The 18,656-nt window shown below is 39.3% G+C and carries 12 protein-coding genes; 6 read left to right on the forward strand and 6 right to left on the reverse strand.

Annotation, left to right across the window (positions count from 1 at the left end):
• Nucleotides 1–75: 75 nt before the first annotated feature.
• On the reverse strand, nt 76–627 hold the full coding sequence (locus Q0R88_RS02215) for a NifU family protein (RefSeq protein WP_295711730.1): 552 nt from the start codon (nt 625–627) through the stop codon (nt 76–78).
• Between the two features lie 224 nt (nt 628–851).
• Entirely contained in the window at nt 852–2,198 is a 1,347-nt protein-coding gene (gene purB / locus Q0R88_RS02220) for an adenylosuccinate lyase (protein ID WP_295711732.1), read from the reverse strand.
• Between the two features lie 267 nt (nt 2,199–2,465).
• On the opposite strand from purB, the gene Q0R88_RS02225 reads away from it, so the two are divergent.
• From Q0R88_RS02225 to Q0R88_RS02245, 5 genes are all read left to right on the forward strand, one after another.
• A complete protein-coding gene (locus Q0R88_RS02225; RefSeq protein ID WP_295711734.1) occupies nt 2,466–3,077 on the forward strand; it encodes a TetR/AcrR family transcriptional regulator in 612 nt (203 codons plus the stop codon).
• 91 nt (nt 3,078–3,168) lie between these two features.
• Nucleotides 3,169–4,584 carry a TolC family protein gene (locus tag Q0R88_RS02230; protein WP_295711736.1) on the forward strand — a complete coding sequence of 472 codons (1,416 nt, stop codon included), beginning with the start codon at nt 3,169–3,171 and terminating at the stop codon, nt 4,582–4,584.
• A 35-nt stretch (nt 4,585–4,619) separates the two neighbouring features.
• Nucleotides 4,620–5,726 carry an efflux RND transporter periplasmic adaptor subunit gene (locus Q0R88_RS02235; RefSeq protein WP_295711738.1) on the forward strand — a complete coding sequence of 369 codons (1,107 nt, stop codon included), beginning with the start codon at nt 4,620–4,622 and terminating at the stop codon, nt 5,724–5,726.
• A gap of 26 nt (nt 5,727–5,752) precedes the next feature.
• Nucleotides 5,753–9,187 carry an efflux RND transporter permease subunit gene (locus Q0R88_RS02240; RefSeq protein WP_295711739.1) on the forward strand — a complete coding sequence of 1,145 codons (3,435 nt, stop codon included), beginning with the start codon at nt 5,753–5,755 and terminating at the stop codon, nt 9,185–9,187.
• Nucleotides 9,188–9,332: 145 nt separating this feature from the next.
• Nucleotides 9,333–9,818: a DUF4126 family protein gene (locus Q0R88_RS02245; protein ID WP_295711740.1), complete on the forward strand. Its 486-nt coding sequence runs from the start codon at nt 9,333–9,335 to the stop codon at nt 9,816–9,818.
• Here the strand turns inward: Q0R88_RS02245 and Q0R88_RS02250 are convergent.
• On the reverse strand, nt 9,815–10,930 hold the full coding sequence (locus Q0R88_RS02250; RefSeq protein WP_295711742.1) for a mechanosensitive ion channel domain-containing protein: 1,116 nt from the start codon (nt 10,928–10,930) through the stop codon (nt 9,815–9,817). The genes Q0R88_RS02245 and Q0R88_RS02250 overlap by 4 nt on opposite strands.
• Nucleotides 10,931–11,098: 168 nt before the next feature.
• Here Q0R88_RS02250 and Q0R88_RS02255 point away from each other — a divergent pair, with 168 nt between their 5' ends.
• A complete protein-coding gene (locus Q0R88_RS02255) occupies nt 11,099–11,719 on the forward strand; it encodes a TetR/AcrR family transcriptional regulator (RefSeq protein ID WP_295711744.1) in 621 nt (206 codons plus the stop codon).
• Between the two features lie 218 nt (nt 11,720–11,937).
• Here Q0R88_RS02255 and treY read toward each other — a convergent pair whose 3' ends face one another.
• Genes treY through glgX form a run of 3 tightly spaced genes read right to left on the reverse strand, consistent with a single transcriptional unit; the run spans nt 11,938 to nt 18,575 of the window.
• Nucleotides 11,938–14,622, reverse strand: a complete 2,685-nt coding sequence (treY, locus tag Q0R88_RS02260; protein WP_295711746.1) for a malto-oligosyltrehalose synthase — start codon at nt 14,620–14,622, stop codon at nt 11,938–11,940.
• On the reverse strand, nt 14,615–16,450 hold the full coding sequence (gene treZ / locus Q0R88_RS02265; protein ID WP_295711748.1) for a malto-oligosyltrehalose trehalohydrolase: 1,836 nt from the start codon (nt 16,448–16,450) through the stop codon (nt 14,615–14,617). Before treZ ends, treY begins: the two co-directional genes overlap by 8 nt.
• Nucleotides 16,428–18,575 carry a glycogen debranching protein GlgX gene (gene glgX, locus Q0R88_RS02270; RefSeq protein WP_295711750.1) on the reverse strand — a complete coding sequence of 716 codons (2,148 nt, stop codon included), beginning with the start codon at nt 18,573–18,575 and terminating at the stop codon, nt 16,428–16,430. The genes treZ and glgX overlap by 23 nt, the downstream gene beginning before the upstream one ends.
• Between the last annotated feature and the right edge of the window lie 81 nt (nt 18,576–18,656).

The raw sequence follows: 18,656 nt of genomic DNA on the forward strand, positions 1-18,656 counted from the left end.
TAGTGTAATTCGATTAAATTTGTGCCATTCATGTATCTGATCAATTCGTTCAATTCGAATAAATCAATGTCAATCTTATAATGCTTCTGATACCACCTCGGTAACTTCGGGCACCATACGTTTGAGCAGGTTTTCGATACCGGCTTTAAGTGTTATGGTTGATGACGGGCAGCCACTGCATGAACCACGCAGCTCAACAGTTACCACACCCTCGTTAAATGAGCGGTAAGAAATAGCGCCACCATCCTGCTCAACAGCCGGGCGAACGTAATCATGTAAAATCTGCTGGATTTTAACTTCAGTTTCAGAACCTTCAAAGTTTGTTTCTTCAGATTGCTCTTCTAATTGGATTTTTAGTTCTGATTCAACCGCGCCTTTTACAAATTCCTTCATAATAGGCTCAACATCTGCCCAGTCACTATCATCAGTTTTGGTGATAGTAACAAAGTTGCTGGCGAAAAAAACACCGTTTACAAAAGAAAACTTATATAATTCTTTAGCGAAAGGTGATTTTTCGGCGCTCTCTTTTGTAGCATAGTCGGCACTGCCATTAATTAGCAACTTGTTCACTATGAACTTCATAGTTGCCGGGTTTGGCGTTGATTCTGTATATACGTTGATATTCATCGTGAATTCTATATTTAAAATGGAATTAACAAATTTAAGTAGCTTTTTTGTTTAAATGCAATAGTTAACGTGTTATGACGGGAAGATTGCAAATGTGCAGACATGTAAAAAAAGCGCGTCATTGCGAGGTACGAAGCAATCTCTATGCTGTACAGAGGAGAAATGGAAGTTCGATCTGCCTGTGTAGAGATTGCTTCGTGCCTCGCAATGACGGGTTTTTAGAATTAGATCCCGGTATAATTTAATGGTGTTATTTGCTTTAATTCACTCTTAACCTCGTCACTTATATTTAACGTATCAACAAACTCCGATATTGTTTGAGCATTTATCTGTTGGTTTGTACGGGTTAAGTCTTTCAGTGCTTCGTAGGGGTTAGGATAACCTTCACGTCTTAAAATAGTTTGGATGGCCTCGGCAACAACGGGCCAGTTAGCTTCCAGATCGGCAGTGATGGCGTCCTGGTTAAGTAATAATTTGTTTAAGCCTTTGATAGTTGATTTTATCGCGATCAAAGTATGGGCCACCGGTACGCCTATATTACGCAGAACGGTTGAGTCGGTTAAATCGCGCTGAAGTCTTGATATTGGCAGTTTTGCAGCCAGGTGTTCAAATAAGGCGTTAGCGATACCTAAGTTACCTTCGGAGTTTTCAAAGTCAATTGGGTTTACCTTATGTGGCATGGCTGAAGAGCCAACCTCGCCAGCTTTAATTTTTTGCTTAAAGTAGTTCATGGATATGTACGTCCACATATCACGGTCAAGATCAATCAATATATTATTAATCCTTTTCAGGGCATCACACTGGGCGGCAAAATTGTCATAATGCTCAATTTGTGTAGTGAATTGTGAGCGGCTTAATCCTAAAATGTTATTTACAAAATGGTTACCGAAAGCTTTCCAGTCTTTACCCGGATAAGCTATATGGTGTGCATTGAAGTTACCTGTAGCTCCGCCAAATTTTGCCGAATAGTTAACCGATTTTAATAAGACTAATTGTCCTTCTATACGTTCAATAAACACTTCAATCTCTTTACCCAAACGTGTTGGCGATGCTGGTTGCCCGTGGGTATGTGCAAGCAAGGGGATTTGTGCCCAGTCGGCTGCGTAGCTTTTTAAGGTATTAACCAATTCGGTTATAGCGGGGTAGTAGGTATTGTTGATGGCCAGCTTAAAAGTATAAGGAATGGCTGTATTGTTTATATCCTGCGAGGTTAATCCAAAATGTATAAACTCTTTATAAGGGTCAAGACCACCTAATTTATCAAACTCATTTTTGATGAAATACTCCACCGCTTTAACATCGTGATTGGTTGTTTTTTCAATCACTTTAATGCTTTCAGCATCCGCTTCAGTGAATTTTCTGTAAATGTCGCGTAACTTTTCTGTTAGATTACTATCAAATTGTTGTAACTGAGGTAAAGGATATTCAACCAATGCGATGAAATATTCTATCTCAACAAATACACGATACTTGATGAGAGCAAATTCTGAAAAGTAACCGGCAAGTTCAGCAGTGGTGTTTCTATAGCGGCCATCAATTGGCGAAATTGCTGAAAGTGGAGTAAGGGTCATATAAAATATAAATTTTTGCAAAGATAAGAAAATAGATGTGCAGATATGCAGATGACAGATATGCAGATTTTAAATGAACAAATTAATTTGCGTTTGGATGTCCAATTTACCGATGATCGATAGTTAATAGAATAAAATCATGCGGCAATCATCTGTACATCTGGAATTTGAAATCTGCACATCTGCAACCTTTTGTCTGAGAAAAGTAATTTCGTTTGGAAACTTTGAAATCACAAAATGTTTCCTTAGTTTTGACCAAGAAAGTCAATGAGTCAAATAGAGAGAATAATACACGGGGGCGAGGAGCTGTTTTTAAAGGCAGGCATCAAAAGCGTAACCATGGATGATATAGCCAAACATTTGGGTATGTCGAAAAAAACCATATACCAGTTTTTTAAGGATAAGAATGAGCTTGTAACAGCACTGGTAAAAAAGAAGCTAAAAGAGGATGAAGAGGAAATGGTGGAATACATCAGCAAATCTGCCAATGTGATTGAGGAGATGATTGCCATGACCAAGTGCTCAGAAGAGATGTTTTCAAGGATCAACCCGATAGTGATCCATGATATGCAAAAATATCATCCGGAGGCCTGGGCCGAATTTCAGCGGTTTAAATCAGAGGTTTTAATAAGTACGCTGGAAGAATTGTTAACAAAAGGAATTAAGCAGGGCTATATCAGATCTGAAATTGACGTAAGGATAGTTGCCCGGATGAGGGTAAATACAGTTGAGCTGGGTTTTAATACCACCATTTTCCCTGTAGCCGAATTTAATACATGGAAGGTGCAGGTGCAGTTTTTAGATCATTTTAACTATGGTATTTGTACACTTAAAGGTTACAAGCTTTTAAATCAGTATAAAAATATAAAGGAAGAATAAAAGTCTGCTGACATACGGCTGTCACAGATGGCAGGGATATTTGAGGCCGTAAAGTGTATTAAATAAAAAATCAACAACAACAATATATACAATGAAATATTTACTTTTTACGGCAACATTTTTTTGTGCCATAGCCATTAAAAGCTATGCCCAGGAAACGCCACCTAATAACCAAACTTTTAATTTTAGTGTACAGGATTGTATTAACTACGCTCACGAACACCAAACCGCAGTTATAAATGCCGGCCTTGATGTTAAAAGTGCAGAATATAAAGTAAAAGAAACTATAGGGATTGGTTTGCCGCAGATCGCTGCATCGGCATCTTTTCAGGATTATATCAAAACACCATCTATTTTGTTCCCTAACTCTTTAAATGGCTTATATTATGTACTAAACCAGGAGGGTGTAAAGGGGTCAGATGGCAAAGTAATTGCGGCGAAAACATTTGATCCTGTTAATTTTAGTATCTATCAAAAATACAACAGCAATCTGGGTTTAACTTTAAACCAGATATTATTTGATGGCAGTTATTTGGTAGGATTAAAAGCATCCAAAACGTATAAAGAACTTTCGATAAGGAGCTTAACCCGCACTAAAATAGACGCGTCAGTAGCGGTTATTAAAGCCTATTATCAAGTGTTGGTTAGTAATCAGCAGATAAAGTTGTTAAATGCCAATATCGATCAGCTTAAACAGCAACTGGATCAAACTGTGGCACAAAATAAGCAAGGTTTGGTGGAAAAAATTGACGTTGATCGTATCACCGTGCAATATAATAATCTGTTAACCAATCGCGAAAATGTGGTACGATTGCTGGTGCTGAATTACCAGGTTTTGAAATTTCAGATGGGTATGCCTATCGAGAATGACTTGACATTGAAAGATAAGTTGGAAAACGTTAATATTGATAATAGCATTGCAGATGCAAGCGTAACTTCAGATACCTCATTTTATCATAGCAGGATTGAGTATAATTTATCAGAAACCAATTTGAAACTGAATGAACTTGACCTGAAAAGAAAAAAATCGACCTTTTTACCTTCTTTATCATTAAACGGAAGCTCAGCTATTACTTATCAAAATAACAGCTTCAGCCAGTTATATAGCGTAAGCTACCCATCTACCTATTTTGGTATTTCATTAAGTATTCCTATTTATAATGGCGGGCAGCGAATTAACCAGGTTAGGCAATCGCAAATCACGGTATTAAAATCAAGGAATGATTTGTATAACCTTAAAAACCAGCTGAGCCTGCAAGCTAACCAAGCGCGTATCACATTTATTAACGGTTTACAATCGTTGAATAATCAAAAAAGCAACCAAACGCTGGCCCAGGAAGTTTTAAGGGTATCCAAAGTAAAATATCAACAAGGTGTAGGCTCAAGTATTGAAGTTACACAAGCCCAAACGGCACTTGAAGATGCTGATAACAAATATATACAGGGATTATATGATGCATTGGTTAGCAAAGTTGATCTTGACCAGGCATACGGACGTATTCAATAAAACAATATAACTAAACTCACTATTATAAAAAAGACATGAAAAAAATATTATACATACCGGTACTGGTTCTTTTAGCGGCAGCTTGCACCAACAAACCAAAAGACAAAAAAACGGAGCTTGCCGACCTGCAGAAACAACAGGCCGATATAAATTCAAAAGTAGCCAAGCTGCAATCGGAGGTTGGTTCAGCTGATTCGGGTAAAACTACCGATGTAAGCACTATTGTTATTAAACAAGTCACTTTTACGAACTACGTACAATTGCAGGGTAAAATTGATGCGCAGGATAACGTTACCGCATATCCACAGGCTTCTGCAATTATTACAGGCCTGTTTGTTAAACCTGGGCAGCATGTAACTAAAGGGCAGGTACTTGCACAATTAGATAACAGCGTAATGCAACAAAATGTAGCGCAGTCTGAAGCGCAGGTGGAGTTAAATCAGACTTTATACAATCGTCAAAAAAATCTTTGGGATCAAAAAATAGGTACCGAAGTACAGTTTTTACAGGCCCAAACAACATTGCAAAGTAGCAAAAAGGCTTTGGCTGGTTTAAAGCAACAGGCTGGTTTATACCGTATTGTGTCACCAATAACCGGTACTGTTGATCAAATGGATCTTAAATTGGGCCAGGTAGCAAGCCCGGGTCAAACAGGTATCCGTGTTGTTAATGCTGATGTTTTAAAAATAAAGGCCGATGTGCCTGAATCTTATTCAGGAAGTGTAAATACTGGTAATGAAGTGAAAATTTTAGTACCCGATGCAAAGGATTCATTAGTTACCAAAGTAACATTTGCCGCCAAGGTGATTGATCCAACATCAAGAAGCTTTGGTGTTGAAATTAAGTTGCCTGTGCGTAAAACCTTACGCCCTAATATGACAGCTATTATTCAAATAGCTAATTACGCCAAGGAAAACGCAATTGCCATACCTGTTAAAGCTATCCAAAAATCAGAAGATGGAGATTTTGTTTACATTAATGAAAACGGAATTGCTAAAAGGGTTAATGTTAAATCAGGAACTACTTATGGCGGGCAGACTGAAATACTTTCAGGCTTGAAAGCCGGCGATCAGCTGATAACAGAAGGGGCTTCAGATATTGAAAATGGCGATAAGATCAAAGTTTTACAGAGTGCTAATTAATTATATTAACAATTGATCTGTCAATTATGAAAGATTCAACTAAAGAATTCGGGCCCTCAAGCTGGGCCATTGATAATAAAACTGCCATATATGTGCTCATATTTTTGATCACAGTATTGGGGTTGATCAGCTATAACAATCTGCCAAAGGAGAACTTTCCGGATATAGCGCAATCTAAAGTGTTTGTTACCACAACTTTTGCAGGCCAATCTCCTCAAAACATCGAGAACCTGGTAACAAGGCAAATTGAAAAGCAGTTAAAATCATTAAAGGGCCTAAAAAAGGTTACTTCAAACTCGGTACAAAATGTATCTATAATAACAGCCGAATTTCAGGCTAATATTAAAATTAAAGATGCCAAAATTGATGTAAAAGATGCCGTGGATAAAGCCAAACAGGATTTGCCTCAAAATGATAATAACCTTAAGGAATCTGTTATATCTGATATAAACGTAGCCGATCTCCCGATCTTATATATCAATATATCCGGCGACTACGATCTCAAGAAATTAAAAGAGTATGCTGATCTTTTGAAGGACGAGATTGAAGGCTATAAGGAGATTTCAAAAGTTGATGAGGTTGGTGCTTTAACGCCCGAAATACAGGTGAATGTCGACCTGAATAAGATGGCCGCAGCACAGGTTAGTTTTAATGATATTACCCAGGCAATTGGTAACGAAAATATTTTAACAACGGCAGGTACAGTAAAAACTGATGGTATTCGCCGTAGTATTGATATTAAACAGGATTTTAAAGATGCCCAGGAGGTATCTGAAATGGCTATTCGTAACCCCAAGGGACAAGCAGTTTATCTGCGCGATATTGCCGAAATAAAAGACTCGTTTTTAGAACAGGAGAGCTATGCACGTTTAAAAACGCCAGAAAATCCTAAATTTAAAAATGTAATTACCCTTAACGTAAGTAAAAGGGCAGGAGAGAACCTGATCCAGGCATCTGATAAGATCAATGAGCTGATCAAACTAAAACAAAAAACAGTTTTCCCTAAAGGATTAAATATTACAGTAACAGGTGATCAGTCGGACAAGACACGTACCACTCTTAATGACCTTATCAACACCATCGTAATTGGGTTTATATTAGTTACAGTTATTCTGATGTTCTTCATGGGTACAACTAATGCTATTTTCGTGGCATTATCTGTACCGCTATCGTGCTTTATTGCATTTTTAATAATGCCGGCCATTGGGTTTACACTAAATATGATCGTGTTATTCTCGTTCCTGCTGGCTTTAGGTATTGTGGTGGATGATGCCATTGTGGTAATTGAAAACACACACCGTATTTTTGATAACGGAAAAATACCAATTAAACAAGCAGCTAAGATGGCAGCAGGCGAGGTGTTTCTCCCAGTGTTTTCAGGTACCATGACCACATTGGCTCCCTTTGTTCCGTTGGCATTCTGGAATAGTTTGATTGGGCACTTTATGTTCTTCCTGCCAATAACACTTATTATTACCTTGTTGGCATCGTTAGTGGTGGCTTATATCATGAACCCGGTTTTTGCGGTTGATTTTATGAAACCACACTTTAAAGGCGAACATGATAATCCTAAATTTGATAAGAAAACCTTACGTGTATTGCTCATTTTGGCGGTACTTGCCATACTAAGCTATGGATTGTTTTTCGCGGGTATTTGGACTATGGGTATGGGCAATTTACTGGCACTTGCTATTGTGCTTTACCTGTTAAATCACTTTGTGTTATTAAGGATAATAGACAAGTTTCAAAACAATGTATGGCCGCGTTTTCAAAAATGGTATGCCAAATGGTTGGAGCGTGCTGTTAAAAGGCCTGTAATAGTGCTGTTGGGTACATTTGCACTGTTTGTGTTTGCTATATTATTGATGGTGGTAAGAGGCAAAACGCCTGAGTTTTTCCCGTCTGGCGATCCAAACTTTGCATACGTTTACATTACTATGCCTATAGGTACTGACCAGGCTACTACCAACGAGGTAACTAAAAAGCTGGAACAGCGTGTTGCACAGGTTGTTGAACCTGATAAGGATATTGTATCATCCGTAATATCAAACGTTACCAAGGGCGTAACCGACCCAACGGATGAAGATCAGGGCGATTATCAAAATAAAGGTAAAGTAACTGTTGCATTTGTTGAATTTGGTAAACGTAACGGTAAGGATACCAAGGAGGTTTTGCGAAAGATTCGCGCAGCTGTTCAAGGCGTACCAGGAGCTAAAATTGCTGTAGCACAGGAAAATAGTGGTCCGCCGGTGCAAAAAGATATTAGTATTGAACTAATAGGTGATAACCTGGATTCGTTGGTAAACACCAGCAATCGTTTAAAGAGTTACCTGGCTAAGCAAAATATTGCCGGTATTGAAAACCTGGTTGCCGATGTTCAAAACGATAAACCCGAAATAGTTTTTGATATTGACCGTGAAAGGGCTAACCGCGAAGGTATCAGTACATCGCAGATAAGTCAGGCTCTTGGTACGGCCATTTTTGGCGCCAAAGCAGGCGATTTTAGGAATACCAAAGAAGATGATTACCAGATAAAGGTAAGGGCATTGGAACAACAGCGTGGTAATATAGATGAGTTACGCAACATGAAAATAACTTATCGTGACCTTGCCACCGGTGGTGCCATACGCCAGGTGCCTATATCGGCATTTACTGATATAAGGTATACCAATACCTATAGTAACATTAAGCGTAAACAACAGCGCAGGGTATTAACTTTAGGTTCAAGCGTAATAAAACCGTATAATGCCAACGAGGTAAATGCTAATATCTTAAAGGCTATAGCCAACTTTAAAAAATCTGATGATATCATCATCAGGCAGGGTGGTGGCCAGGAAGATCAGCTGGAAGCGGTTACTTTCCTTGGTGGTGCACTTGCTACCTCTTTTGGGCTTATCCTGATCATTTTAATGATCCAGTTTAATTCTATCGGTAAAACATTCATCATCATCAGTGAGATCTTCTTTAGTATCATTGGGGTGTTATTGGGTGTAAGTATCTTTGGCATGACCATGGCTATAGTTATGACGGGGGTAGGTATCATCGCTCTTGCCGGTGTGGTGGTCAGAAACGGAATCTTGCTTGTAGAGTTTACAGATATGTTGATAGAGCAGGGTGCAAACGTTCATGATGCCGTAGTTGAGGCAGGACACACCCGTATGACGCCAGTTTTATTAACGGCCACTGCAGCCATTTTAGGTTTAATACCATTAGCTGTAGGCTTTAATATCGATTTTGTGGAGATGTTCACACACTTTAAACCACATATTCACTTTGGTGGTGATAACGTTGCCTTCTGGGGACCGTTGGCTTGGACAATGATATTTGGTTTAGGTTTTGCAACCGTTATTACTTTAATTCTTGTGCCATGTATGTATCTTATCCGTCACAACCTTAAAGCAAGGCTTTTTGGTAAAAAAGAAAAGAAACATATAGAAGTATTAGAAGCCGAAACGGTTTAATTTAATAGGCAAAATCATAAACAAATAGCCGCATGCTGAAAAGTGTGCGGCTATTTTGCTTTAAAGGGCTCTGATTTATGCTTTTAATTAGAACATAATAAGATGTGTGTAGTTTTATATGTATAACAAACATCAAACGTCAATTATGGAACTCAAAATATCACATCCCTTTTGGCAGGTTATTGGTCTTGGAGCCCTAGCCGGTATGCGCTCAACATCGGCGCCTGTTATTGTCAGCCATATATTAAGTCATCACCAGTCAAAAAATCTTGATCATTCACCTTTGCGGTTTATGCAATCAAAAAATGTGGCACTTGCATTGAAGGTTTTAGCCATAGGCGAAATAATAGGCGATAAATTACCTTCGGCACCCAATCGTATCAAGCCTGCCGTACTTGCCTTCAGGATGCTTTCGGGAGCTTTTGCCGGGGCAAGTGTTTATAAAGCAACTGGAGGCAGAGTTGCCATGGGCGCCTTAATTGGTGGGGCCGCTGCTTTTGCTTCCACATTTGGTAGTTATTTTCTTCGTAAGAATGCGGTTAAAACCAGTCATGTTATTGACCCGATTGTTGGCGCTATTGAAGATGCGCTTGTAATTGGCAGTGGAGTTGAATTATCAAATGCAGCTTAATTATCAGTTTTAGGCTGCAAGTATTTTTCAAGATTGCTAACCTCGGTACGAATTCTTGGTAAACTACCCGGGTAATTCTGTTGGATAAAGGTTACCAGGTTTTCCCTGATGTAGCATCTCAGGTCAAACGCATCGGATGAATTGTGTGCACTCATCAGTACGCGTACTTCAATATTGTTTTCTTTGGTATCGGTAACCTGCACTACTTTAACTTTCTTATCCCAAAGCGGTGATAGCTCAATCAACCGGTCAAACTCTTTACGGATAGCCTCAAGCGGAATGGTATAATCCACATATAAAAATACTGTTCCCAATATTTCGGACGAGGATCTTGTCCAGTTTTGAAAGGGTTTTGTAATAAAATAGTTGATGGGAAGAATCAGTCTGCGTTTATCCCATATATTCAACACCACGTAAGTTAGGGTTATTTCCTCTACGCGCCCCCATTCGCCTTCAACCACTAAAACATCGTCAATCCTGATAGGTTGTGTAAACGCTATCTGGAAACCGGCCAGCAAATTTCCTAAAGAGTTTTGCGCCGCGAAACCTACAATAATACCACCTATTCCCACACCTGTTAATAAGCCCGTGCCAATTTTACGCATACTTTCAAAACTAAGCAGGATGATAGCTATGGTAACAAATACAATTACAACCACTAAAAACTTACGTATAAATTGAATTTGTGTGCGCACTTTGCGCTCCACCAGGTTGTCGGCTTTATTAAGATCGTAGGTGTGATAGATGTAATCTTCTAAAATCCGGATGGAGCGTACAAGAATGCCTGCAAAAGATATTGTCAGTAAAATTTCAATTGTTTTATCAAGCGGAGTAACATAAATTTTATCCATCCTCATGATGGGGATAAAGAGGTTTAGCAAAAACAATGGGATAAAATAAGTTATAGCAGGGCCTAAATTGATTATCACCGACCTGAAAAAGGAGTAGGATTCTTCCTTTTTAGCGTAAAATTTGAATAAGAGGGTAACAATATACTTTATAATCAGCCCTGCAAGGATAGCTATTACAGCTATCAGGAGATTCCATACTATGGCTGGAAGTTGTTGGGAAAAGTCAAGCAGATCAGGGGGTAACCTGTTTTCGATATTCATGTTATTTTATATTAATCAACATTAGTTAAATACTACGAATGTAAAATTGTTTTAACAACACGTAACGAAATGGGGGTTGCCATATTTATATGTAGATTTTTTGATAGATTTGTTTAAAAAGTCAGGAATTTAGGTTGCTGATTACAGATTGTATAATTTATATAACAAATGGCTGCAGTGAATGACCATCAGGATATAAAAAGGGAAAAGATATTAGAAGCCTCATATGAGCGATTTTTACATTATGGTTATTCAAAAACCACGATGAATGAAATTGCCGGTGACCTCTCTATGTCGAAAGCTTTGCTGTACTATTATTTCCCTGATAAAAGCCAGTTATATATAGCTGTAATGCGTAAGCTGGCTAATGAATACTTAAAGTTGCTTGAAGATAACATTGATACTTTTAATAATTTAAAAGAAGCCTTTGTTTTCCAGATCAATACTCATCATGATTTTATTGTAAAGAATTATAATTTCTTCGATTTTTTCAGGCTTAATGAACAAAATTTACCGGATACCATTTGGGAAATTGTTGAGCAAGTGCACAAAGCGGAACTTACTTTGTTGAGTAATGCCGTTAAAGTTGAAATTGAAAAGGGCACTATAAAACCTATTGAAAACTCCGAAGAGGTTGTTGACCTGCTTTTAGATGCTATGCATGGTATCAGGGTGGGTGCCGTGTCTCAAAAGAAATCCAGTTTCCCGCGTAAGGAACATCTCGAAGAAATTAGAAGCAAAAAGCTATTGCTTACTGATATATTCATAAAGGGTTTAATGTATTGCTAATACAATCGATTAAATTCAATTTGTGCTGTGTCAGTACCCCGTAAAAATGATGGGTCGCCGATAAAGTCCCAGTATATTATAGATACCTTTGTTTAAACATTTAATTAATAGGCTCTTGTAAAAGCATCTATATATTATTGTTATAACTTCCTATTTAATAAGAGGTGATTGTTTTAGAGTGATTTAGCCGGATGGAGATTTATTTCCATCCGGCTTTTTTATAGTTTAATATTTTTAAGCAGGGCAAAGGGCACCTGGTCCAATATGGTGCTCATTTTGATAACCAAATTGTGCTCTGATGCTTTTTCGCATAATAGATTATGCCATTTTAGTGGGGCCTCAACAGGCAATTCTATATGTGTATCTTCCCAATTGATGGAGCCTGGGTTGCGGTGGTCTGGGCTTATTTGAGCCAGATGAAGAGGTATAATCACTATGTACCAATCTCCTTGATATTGCCGGGCAAAGGCCATTATATTTTTCTCATATTTCCCTGTAACCGCCAAAGGTATATATAAGCCTTTTTCAAAAATTATGGGATTATTTTTTCGTTCACCAAACAACAATTGAGTAAGCCAGAGTTTGATATTGGCATTTTGCCTTTTATTCCATAGCTCATCAAAGGAGACATTATCTTTAGTTAATTGGTTTAAATTATTGGCTCTTAATTCATAATCCACCGGGCGGCGGTTGTCAGGGTCAACCATGCTCAGGTCCCAATATTCGCAACCCTGGTAAACATCTGGGGTACCAGGGCAAGTGAATTTTAGAATAGTTTGCGCTAAAGAGTTTATAATGCCGTAATCAGCGATTTTATTTAGCAATGGTTGAAAGCTATAATTGAAATCGCTTTGTGGTTGCAGTATTGATTCAATGAATCTTTTGCAACTTTCTTCATATTTTTCATTTGGCTCTGCCCATTGTGTATGGCGTTTAGCTTCGCGCAAACCTTTAATCAGGTATTCTTGCAGGCGGTTTAAGAAATCGTCATCTTCCCCTGGCATCGGGAAACTTCCGGTTATGCTTTGGTAAAGAAGATATTCGTCGTTGGCATCGGGTGCACCATCAGTTTTAAATTTGCTGTTAATATTTTGCCAGTGCGCGACCATTTTTAACCAATCCTCAGCAAGATCAGTTAAAACATTTAATCTTGCCCTTACACCTTCACCTCGTTTAGTATCATGAGTTGATGTTGCATTAATAGCCAGCGGATATTGCTGCTGTCTTTGAATCATAGTACTGTGAAACTCATCTACCAATAGTCCGAAAGTTTTTGGCGTATCACCAACTTCGTTGTGACCGATAAACCGATCATAGGTATACATTAGGGTATCTTCTACTCCTTTGGCCATCAGCGGGCCTGTAAATTGCATACAGCGTTGGTAAAACTGTAGTATGCGCTGGCCCACATCATCATCATTTTCTTTAATCAATATGTTTTGCAACATATCTGCGCCTTTTTCAAGTTCCGGTTTAGCATCACGGATGCTTTTAAATATTTCTGTAACCGCTTTTTGTTCATCAAGTGGCAGGGGGAAACTATTGCCATAATATCTGTAAACCGGGCACCTGATCAAAAATTCGGCTATTACAGTTTTGATATCATTTGTTTTTATTGCATCCTGATCTGCAAGTTCCAGATCACAAAATAACTGGTACAGGTTTTCCAGTTCGCCGGCCATGTGCTCATGTAAAATGAGCGACTTCTTATTAAAAATCGCTTTGGTTATAGGTTGTTTTTCTTTAGTAAACTCGCGGTAAAAATCTGCAAAAGCTTTTTTATTTTCTGTTTGGGTAAACAGGTTGTTTATTGCCGCCAGGAAATCATACCCCGTACTGCCTTGTACCGGCCAGCTATCCGGAAATTTTTCGCCGTCTTCCAATATCTTTTCTACTACAATATAGGTTTCGTTGCCGGTAAGTGCGCGCAGGCGTTCCAGGTATTCGGCGGGATCATACAATCCGTCGATATGATCTAAACGAAGGCCCTGTACAATATCTTTATCTAGTAATGATTTAATCAGCTCATGGTATTTATCAAACACCTTTGGAAGTTGCATATTGAGGCAGATAAGCCCATTCACCGTAAAAAATCTGCGAAAATTGATCTGCTTTTCTGTCTCCTGCCAAAAGCATAACTGGTAATATTGCTCGCTTGATATTTGCTGCAATAATGATGTATCCTTATTTATTTTATCAATAGATGCCTGGATGAATTTTTTTGTATCATCATGTTTATAAATAGAAGCCAGTTGTTCTTTCAATTCCGTAAACCGGATACCGAAAGAAATATTATCATCTGCTTGCTGTAGTTCCTTTGCCTCTGCAATTAACAGCGTAATTAATTCATTAGGTTCTTTGGTAATTTGCAGAATGGTTATATAGGCATGCAGATTCAACGGGTAATACTGTTCACCGTATGTAAAAGCAAAACTATTTTCTTTAAAAACTATTTTAATCTGCCCGTCTTTTAATGCATCTTCAAACGGTTCGCCTAAAAAAGGAACCATTAGCCGGCTATTATAGATCGGAGCCGACCAAATGATGTCAAAAAAATCAACGTATTCAGATCGTTTACCTTTCTCCAGCACATCCATCAGCCATTTGTTGCTTTGATGATAGGCCATATGATTAGGCACAATATCCTGCAACCAGCTAATGTTGTGTTTTTTAAGTGTTTTGCTGATTAATTCCAATTCCTGCAAGGAGCCAATCTCCGGGTTGATGACCAAGGGATTAACCACATCATAACCATGTGTGCTGCCCGGTGCGGCTTCAAAAATAGGGGAGGCGTATAAGGTGCTGATCCCCAATTGTTGGAGGTAAGGAATAATAGCCTTTAAATGATTAAAGGTGAAGTTTTTATTGAACTGGATCCTATACGTTGCAACGGGGTTATGCATAATATTGAGTATATATGAGTACAGACTCTGGGGGGAGCTGCATATTGCCTGTACTTATAATCTCTGCAGAGGCTATTGGTCCGTTCCATTTAGGCTCGGCAGAATCAAACAGTTTTTGCCATTGATTTATTCCGTTGGGGATTTTTATATCCTGATATAGTCTGGAGAAGTTTAACAGGCTAAGTGTTTTTTGCTCTTCGGTCCATCGTTCAATCATTAATGTTTGAGTTGTTTCATCAACGGTGACACTTATATTTTCGCGATTAGTGCTTTTAATAGCTGGCTGTCGTTTTTTTAGTTTGATAAGACTTTTGTAATACCGCAGCATTACATTGTGCAATCCCTTGTCCAATAAGTGCCAATTTAGTTTGGAGTTTTCAAAAGTGGATAAGGCCTGCGGGTCTGGAGCTTGCCCTTGTGAATGAAAATCGGCAAATTCTTCTTTACGGCCTTTTCGCACAGCTTTAATCAATTTTTCGTCGGTATGGCTTACAAAAAACTGGAATGGGTTGGGTTCGCTCCATTCCTCGCCCATGAATAGCATCGGTAAAAACGGGCTAACCATAATCGCGCCTGCCATTAGCTTTTGCATCTCGAAACTGAACAATTGGCTTGAGCGCTCTCCAAGCATCCTATTTCCCACCTGGTCGTGATTTTGGGAAAACACCACAAATTGTTGCCCGTTGATACCCTCGGTTGTTGTGCCGAAGGTTTTTTGTCGTTGTTGGGAATATTGCCCGTGATATACGTATCCGTTTTGGTAAGCGATTGCTAAATCGGATATGCCATTAAAATCTGTGTAATAACCATTACGTTCACCACCAGCTGTTACGCGCAAGGAGTGGTGAAACTCATCTATCCACTGTGCGTTAAAACCATATCCGTCTTTTTGAATGGGGTTAATATAACGGGTGTCGTTAAGGTCGCACTCGGCTATCAGGTAATGGGTTCTTCCCGATTCTTCCATTAGTTGGGCCACGTGCTGATTGATCTCCCGTAAAATATGATTCGGACTAAAGTCTCGTATGGCGTGTACGGCATCCATGCGCAGGGCATCTACATGAAAATCCCGGAACCACATCAATACATTCTCAATAAAATATCGTCTTACTTCGTCGCAACCTGCGTCATCAAAATTGATAGCACTGCCCCAGGGGGTATGATATTTATCTGTAAAATAGGGTCCGAAATTTGCAAAATAATTACCCTCCGGGCCCAGGTGATTGTAAACAACATCCAAAATAACAGCTAAACCTTTGCTATGGCAGGTATTAATCAATTGCTGTAGACCCGCAGGGCCCCCGTAGCTATTTTGTACCGCGAATGGAAAAACACCGTCATAACCCCAGTTTCTTTCTCCCGGAAACTGCGAAACAGGCATAATCTCAATTGCTGTAATGCCCAGTTCAACCAAATGGTTCAGTTTATCCTCAATACCTTTAAATGTACTATTCTGGGTAAATGTGCCGGTGTGCAACTCATAAATAATATAATCAGCAAGCGGAATATTTTGCCATTGATTATCGGTCCAGTCAAAAACTTTTAAATCAAATGCCTCTGATGGGCCGTGTACACCCTGGGGTTGAAGTAACGAAGCCGGATCTGGTAATTGTTTACCATCTACATTAAACCAATAGTTATCACCGGGCTTAAGGTGATTGGTTTTCAATGTCCAGTATCCGTATTCTTCTTTAACTAAAGGATGCTCAAGCGCATCTAACTTTAGCAAAACCTCACCTGCATTTGGTGCCCAAACCCTCACTTGTGCAAATCCGGGATAATTAAAATTAATACCTAATGTTCTGTTATTGGTGTTTTGTTTCTCCATTGTGAATCAGTTGATGCTGAAGTAATACAACGGATCGTCCTTCAACTTGTATAGTATCCTCTGCTTTAAATTTGCCTTTTACCTCTTCGTTGGGGTTTTTATGTGTGTCAATAAGTAGCTCCCAATCCTTAGCGTATTTATTTGTTGGTAGCTTATAGCTAAGTGGTTCGTCATGAGCGTTAAATATCACGTAAAAGCTATCGTCAATTACTTTATTTCCCTCGTCATTTACGCTATGTAGTCCTAAACCATTTAAAAAAATGGCAACTGATTTGGCAAAATCATGATTCCAGTTATCCTCACTCATTTCAGATCCATCGGGCAAAAACCAGGCGATATCAGCTACTCCGCTTTTAGTTACGGCCTCGCCGTTAAACCAGTTTTTTCTTGAAAATGCAGCATGCTCTTTTCGTAGTTTTATGAGCTTACGGGTAAATTCCATTAAATCTTTATCCATGGTTTCCCAGTTGATCCATGAAATTTCATTATCCTGGCAATAAGTATTGTTGTTGCCCTTTTGGGTGCGGCTCATCTCGTCGCCTGCCACCAGCATTGGCACCCCTTGTGATAGGAATAATGTTGTTAAAAAATTACGCTTTTGTTTTTCGCGCAATTCATTGATTTTTTCATCCTCGGTTGGGCCCTCAACGCCGCAGTTCCATGAGCGGTTGTGGCTTTCGCCATCATTATTATCCTCTCCATTGGCTTCATTGTGCTTTTCATTATAAGATACAAGATCATTTAGGGTAAAGCCGTCATGAGCGGTTACAAAGTTGATACTTGCCGTTGGGCGGCGGTATAATTTGTATAGATCAGAACTGCCTGTTATGCGGTCGCCAAATTCAGCCAGTGAACTTTCCGTACCACTCCAGAAATCCCGGATGCTGTCCCGGTATTTACCGTTCCATTCGCCCCATCCCGGCGGAAACTTGCCAACCTGGTAGCCGCCTTCGCCAACATCCCAGGGTTCGGCAATTAGTTTTACTTGCGATATGCACGGATCCTGGTGAATAATATCAAAAAAAGCACTCAGGCGATTCACCTCATGCAATTCGCGGGCAAGTGTAGCGGCAAGGTCAAAGCGGAAACCATCAACATGCATTTCCAGGATCCAATAGCGCAGGCTATCCATCATTAGGCGCAGCACATTGGGCAAATTGGCATTAAGTGTGTTGCCTGTACCGGTGTAGTCCATGTAAAATCGTTTGTCTTCGGTAAGGCGGTAATAAGAGGAGTTGTCAATGCCGCGGAAAGATAAGGTAGGGCCCATGTGGCTACCTTCGCCGGTATGATTGTAAACCACATCAAGTATCACTTCAATACCCGCCTTGTGCAATTCCTTTACCATAGTTTTAAACTCCCTTACCTGCTCACCCTGCACTCCGCAGGAAGAGTACCTGCAATCAGGAGCAAAAAAGCCCATTGTATTGTAGCCCCAATAATTGGTAAGGCCGTTTTCAACCAGGTGTCTGTCGTTTAAAAAGTGGTGCACCGGCATTAATTCAATGGCAGTTATACCCAGGTCCTTTAAGTATTTAATAGTTACAGGGTGTCCAATAGCCGCGTACGTACCCCTGATGCTCTCAGGTATTTGGGGATTCATTTTGGTAAAACCCTTTACATGCGCTTCATAAATAACCGAATTAAAATATTCAATGTCAGGAGGTTTGTCGCCTTCCCAATCGAAATTATGATCAATAACTACTGATTTTGGAACAAAGGCTGCATTGTCGGTCTCGCTAAAGCTAAGGTCTTCATCCGGGCTGCCAATTTGGTATCCGAATAAAGAATCGTCCCAATTGATAGTTCCGGAAATTGCCTTGGCATAAGGGTCAAGCAGCAGTTTATTAGGATTAAAGCGGTGTCCATTTTCGGGTTCATAGGGGCCGCTCACCCTGTAGCCATAAAGCTGCCCGGGTTTTAAACCGGGGATATAAACATGCCATATCAGTTCAGAGTATTCGGTGATTTGTATTCTTTCTGATTCAATTTCGTCATTAGGAGCGTTAAACAAACAAAGTTCAACGCCAGTAGCATTCTCGGAATATAGTGTGAAGTTGACGCCCTTACCATCCCATGTAGCGCCAAGCGGGAATGATTTACCGGGGTATGTTGTAATTTTCATATGCGATTAGGGGATATTAAATTTCATATTACACCAATTAAATTAAAATCAGGTTGATTTGTTTGGCGGTACACCATATTT

Origin of the sequence: Mucilaginibacter sp., assembly GCF_025362475.1 — a bacterium.
GTDB lineage: Bacteria > Bacteroidota > Bacteroidia > Sphingobacteriales > Sphingobacteriaceae > Mucilaginibacter.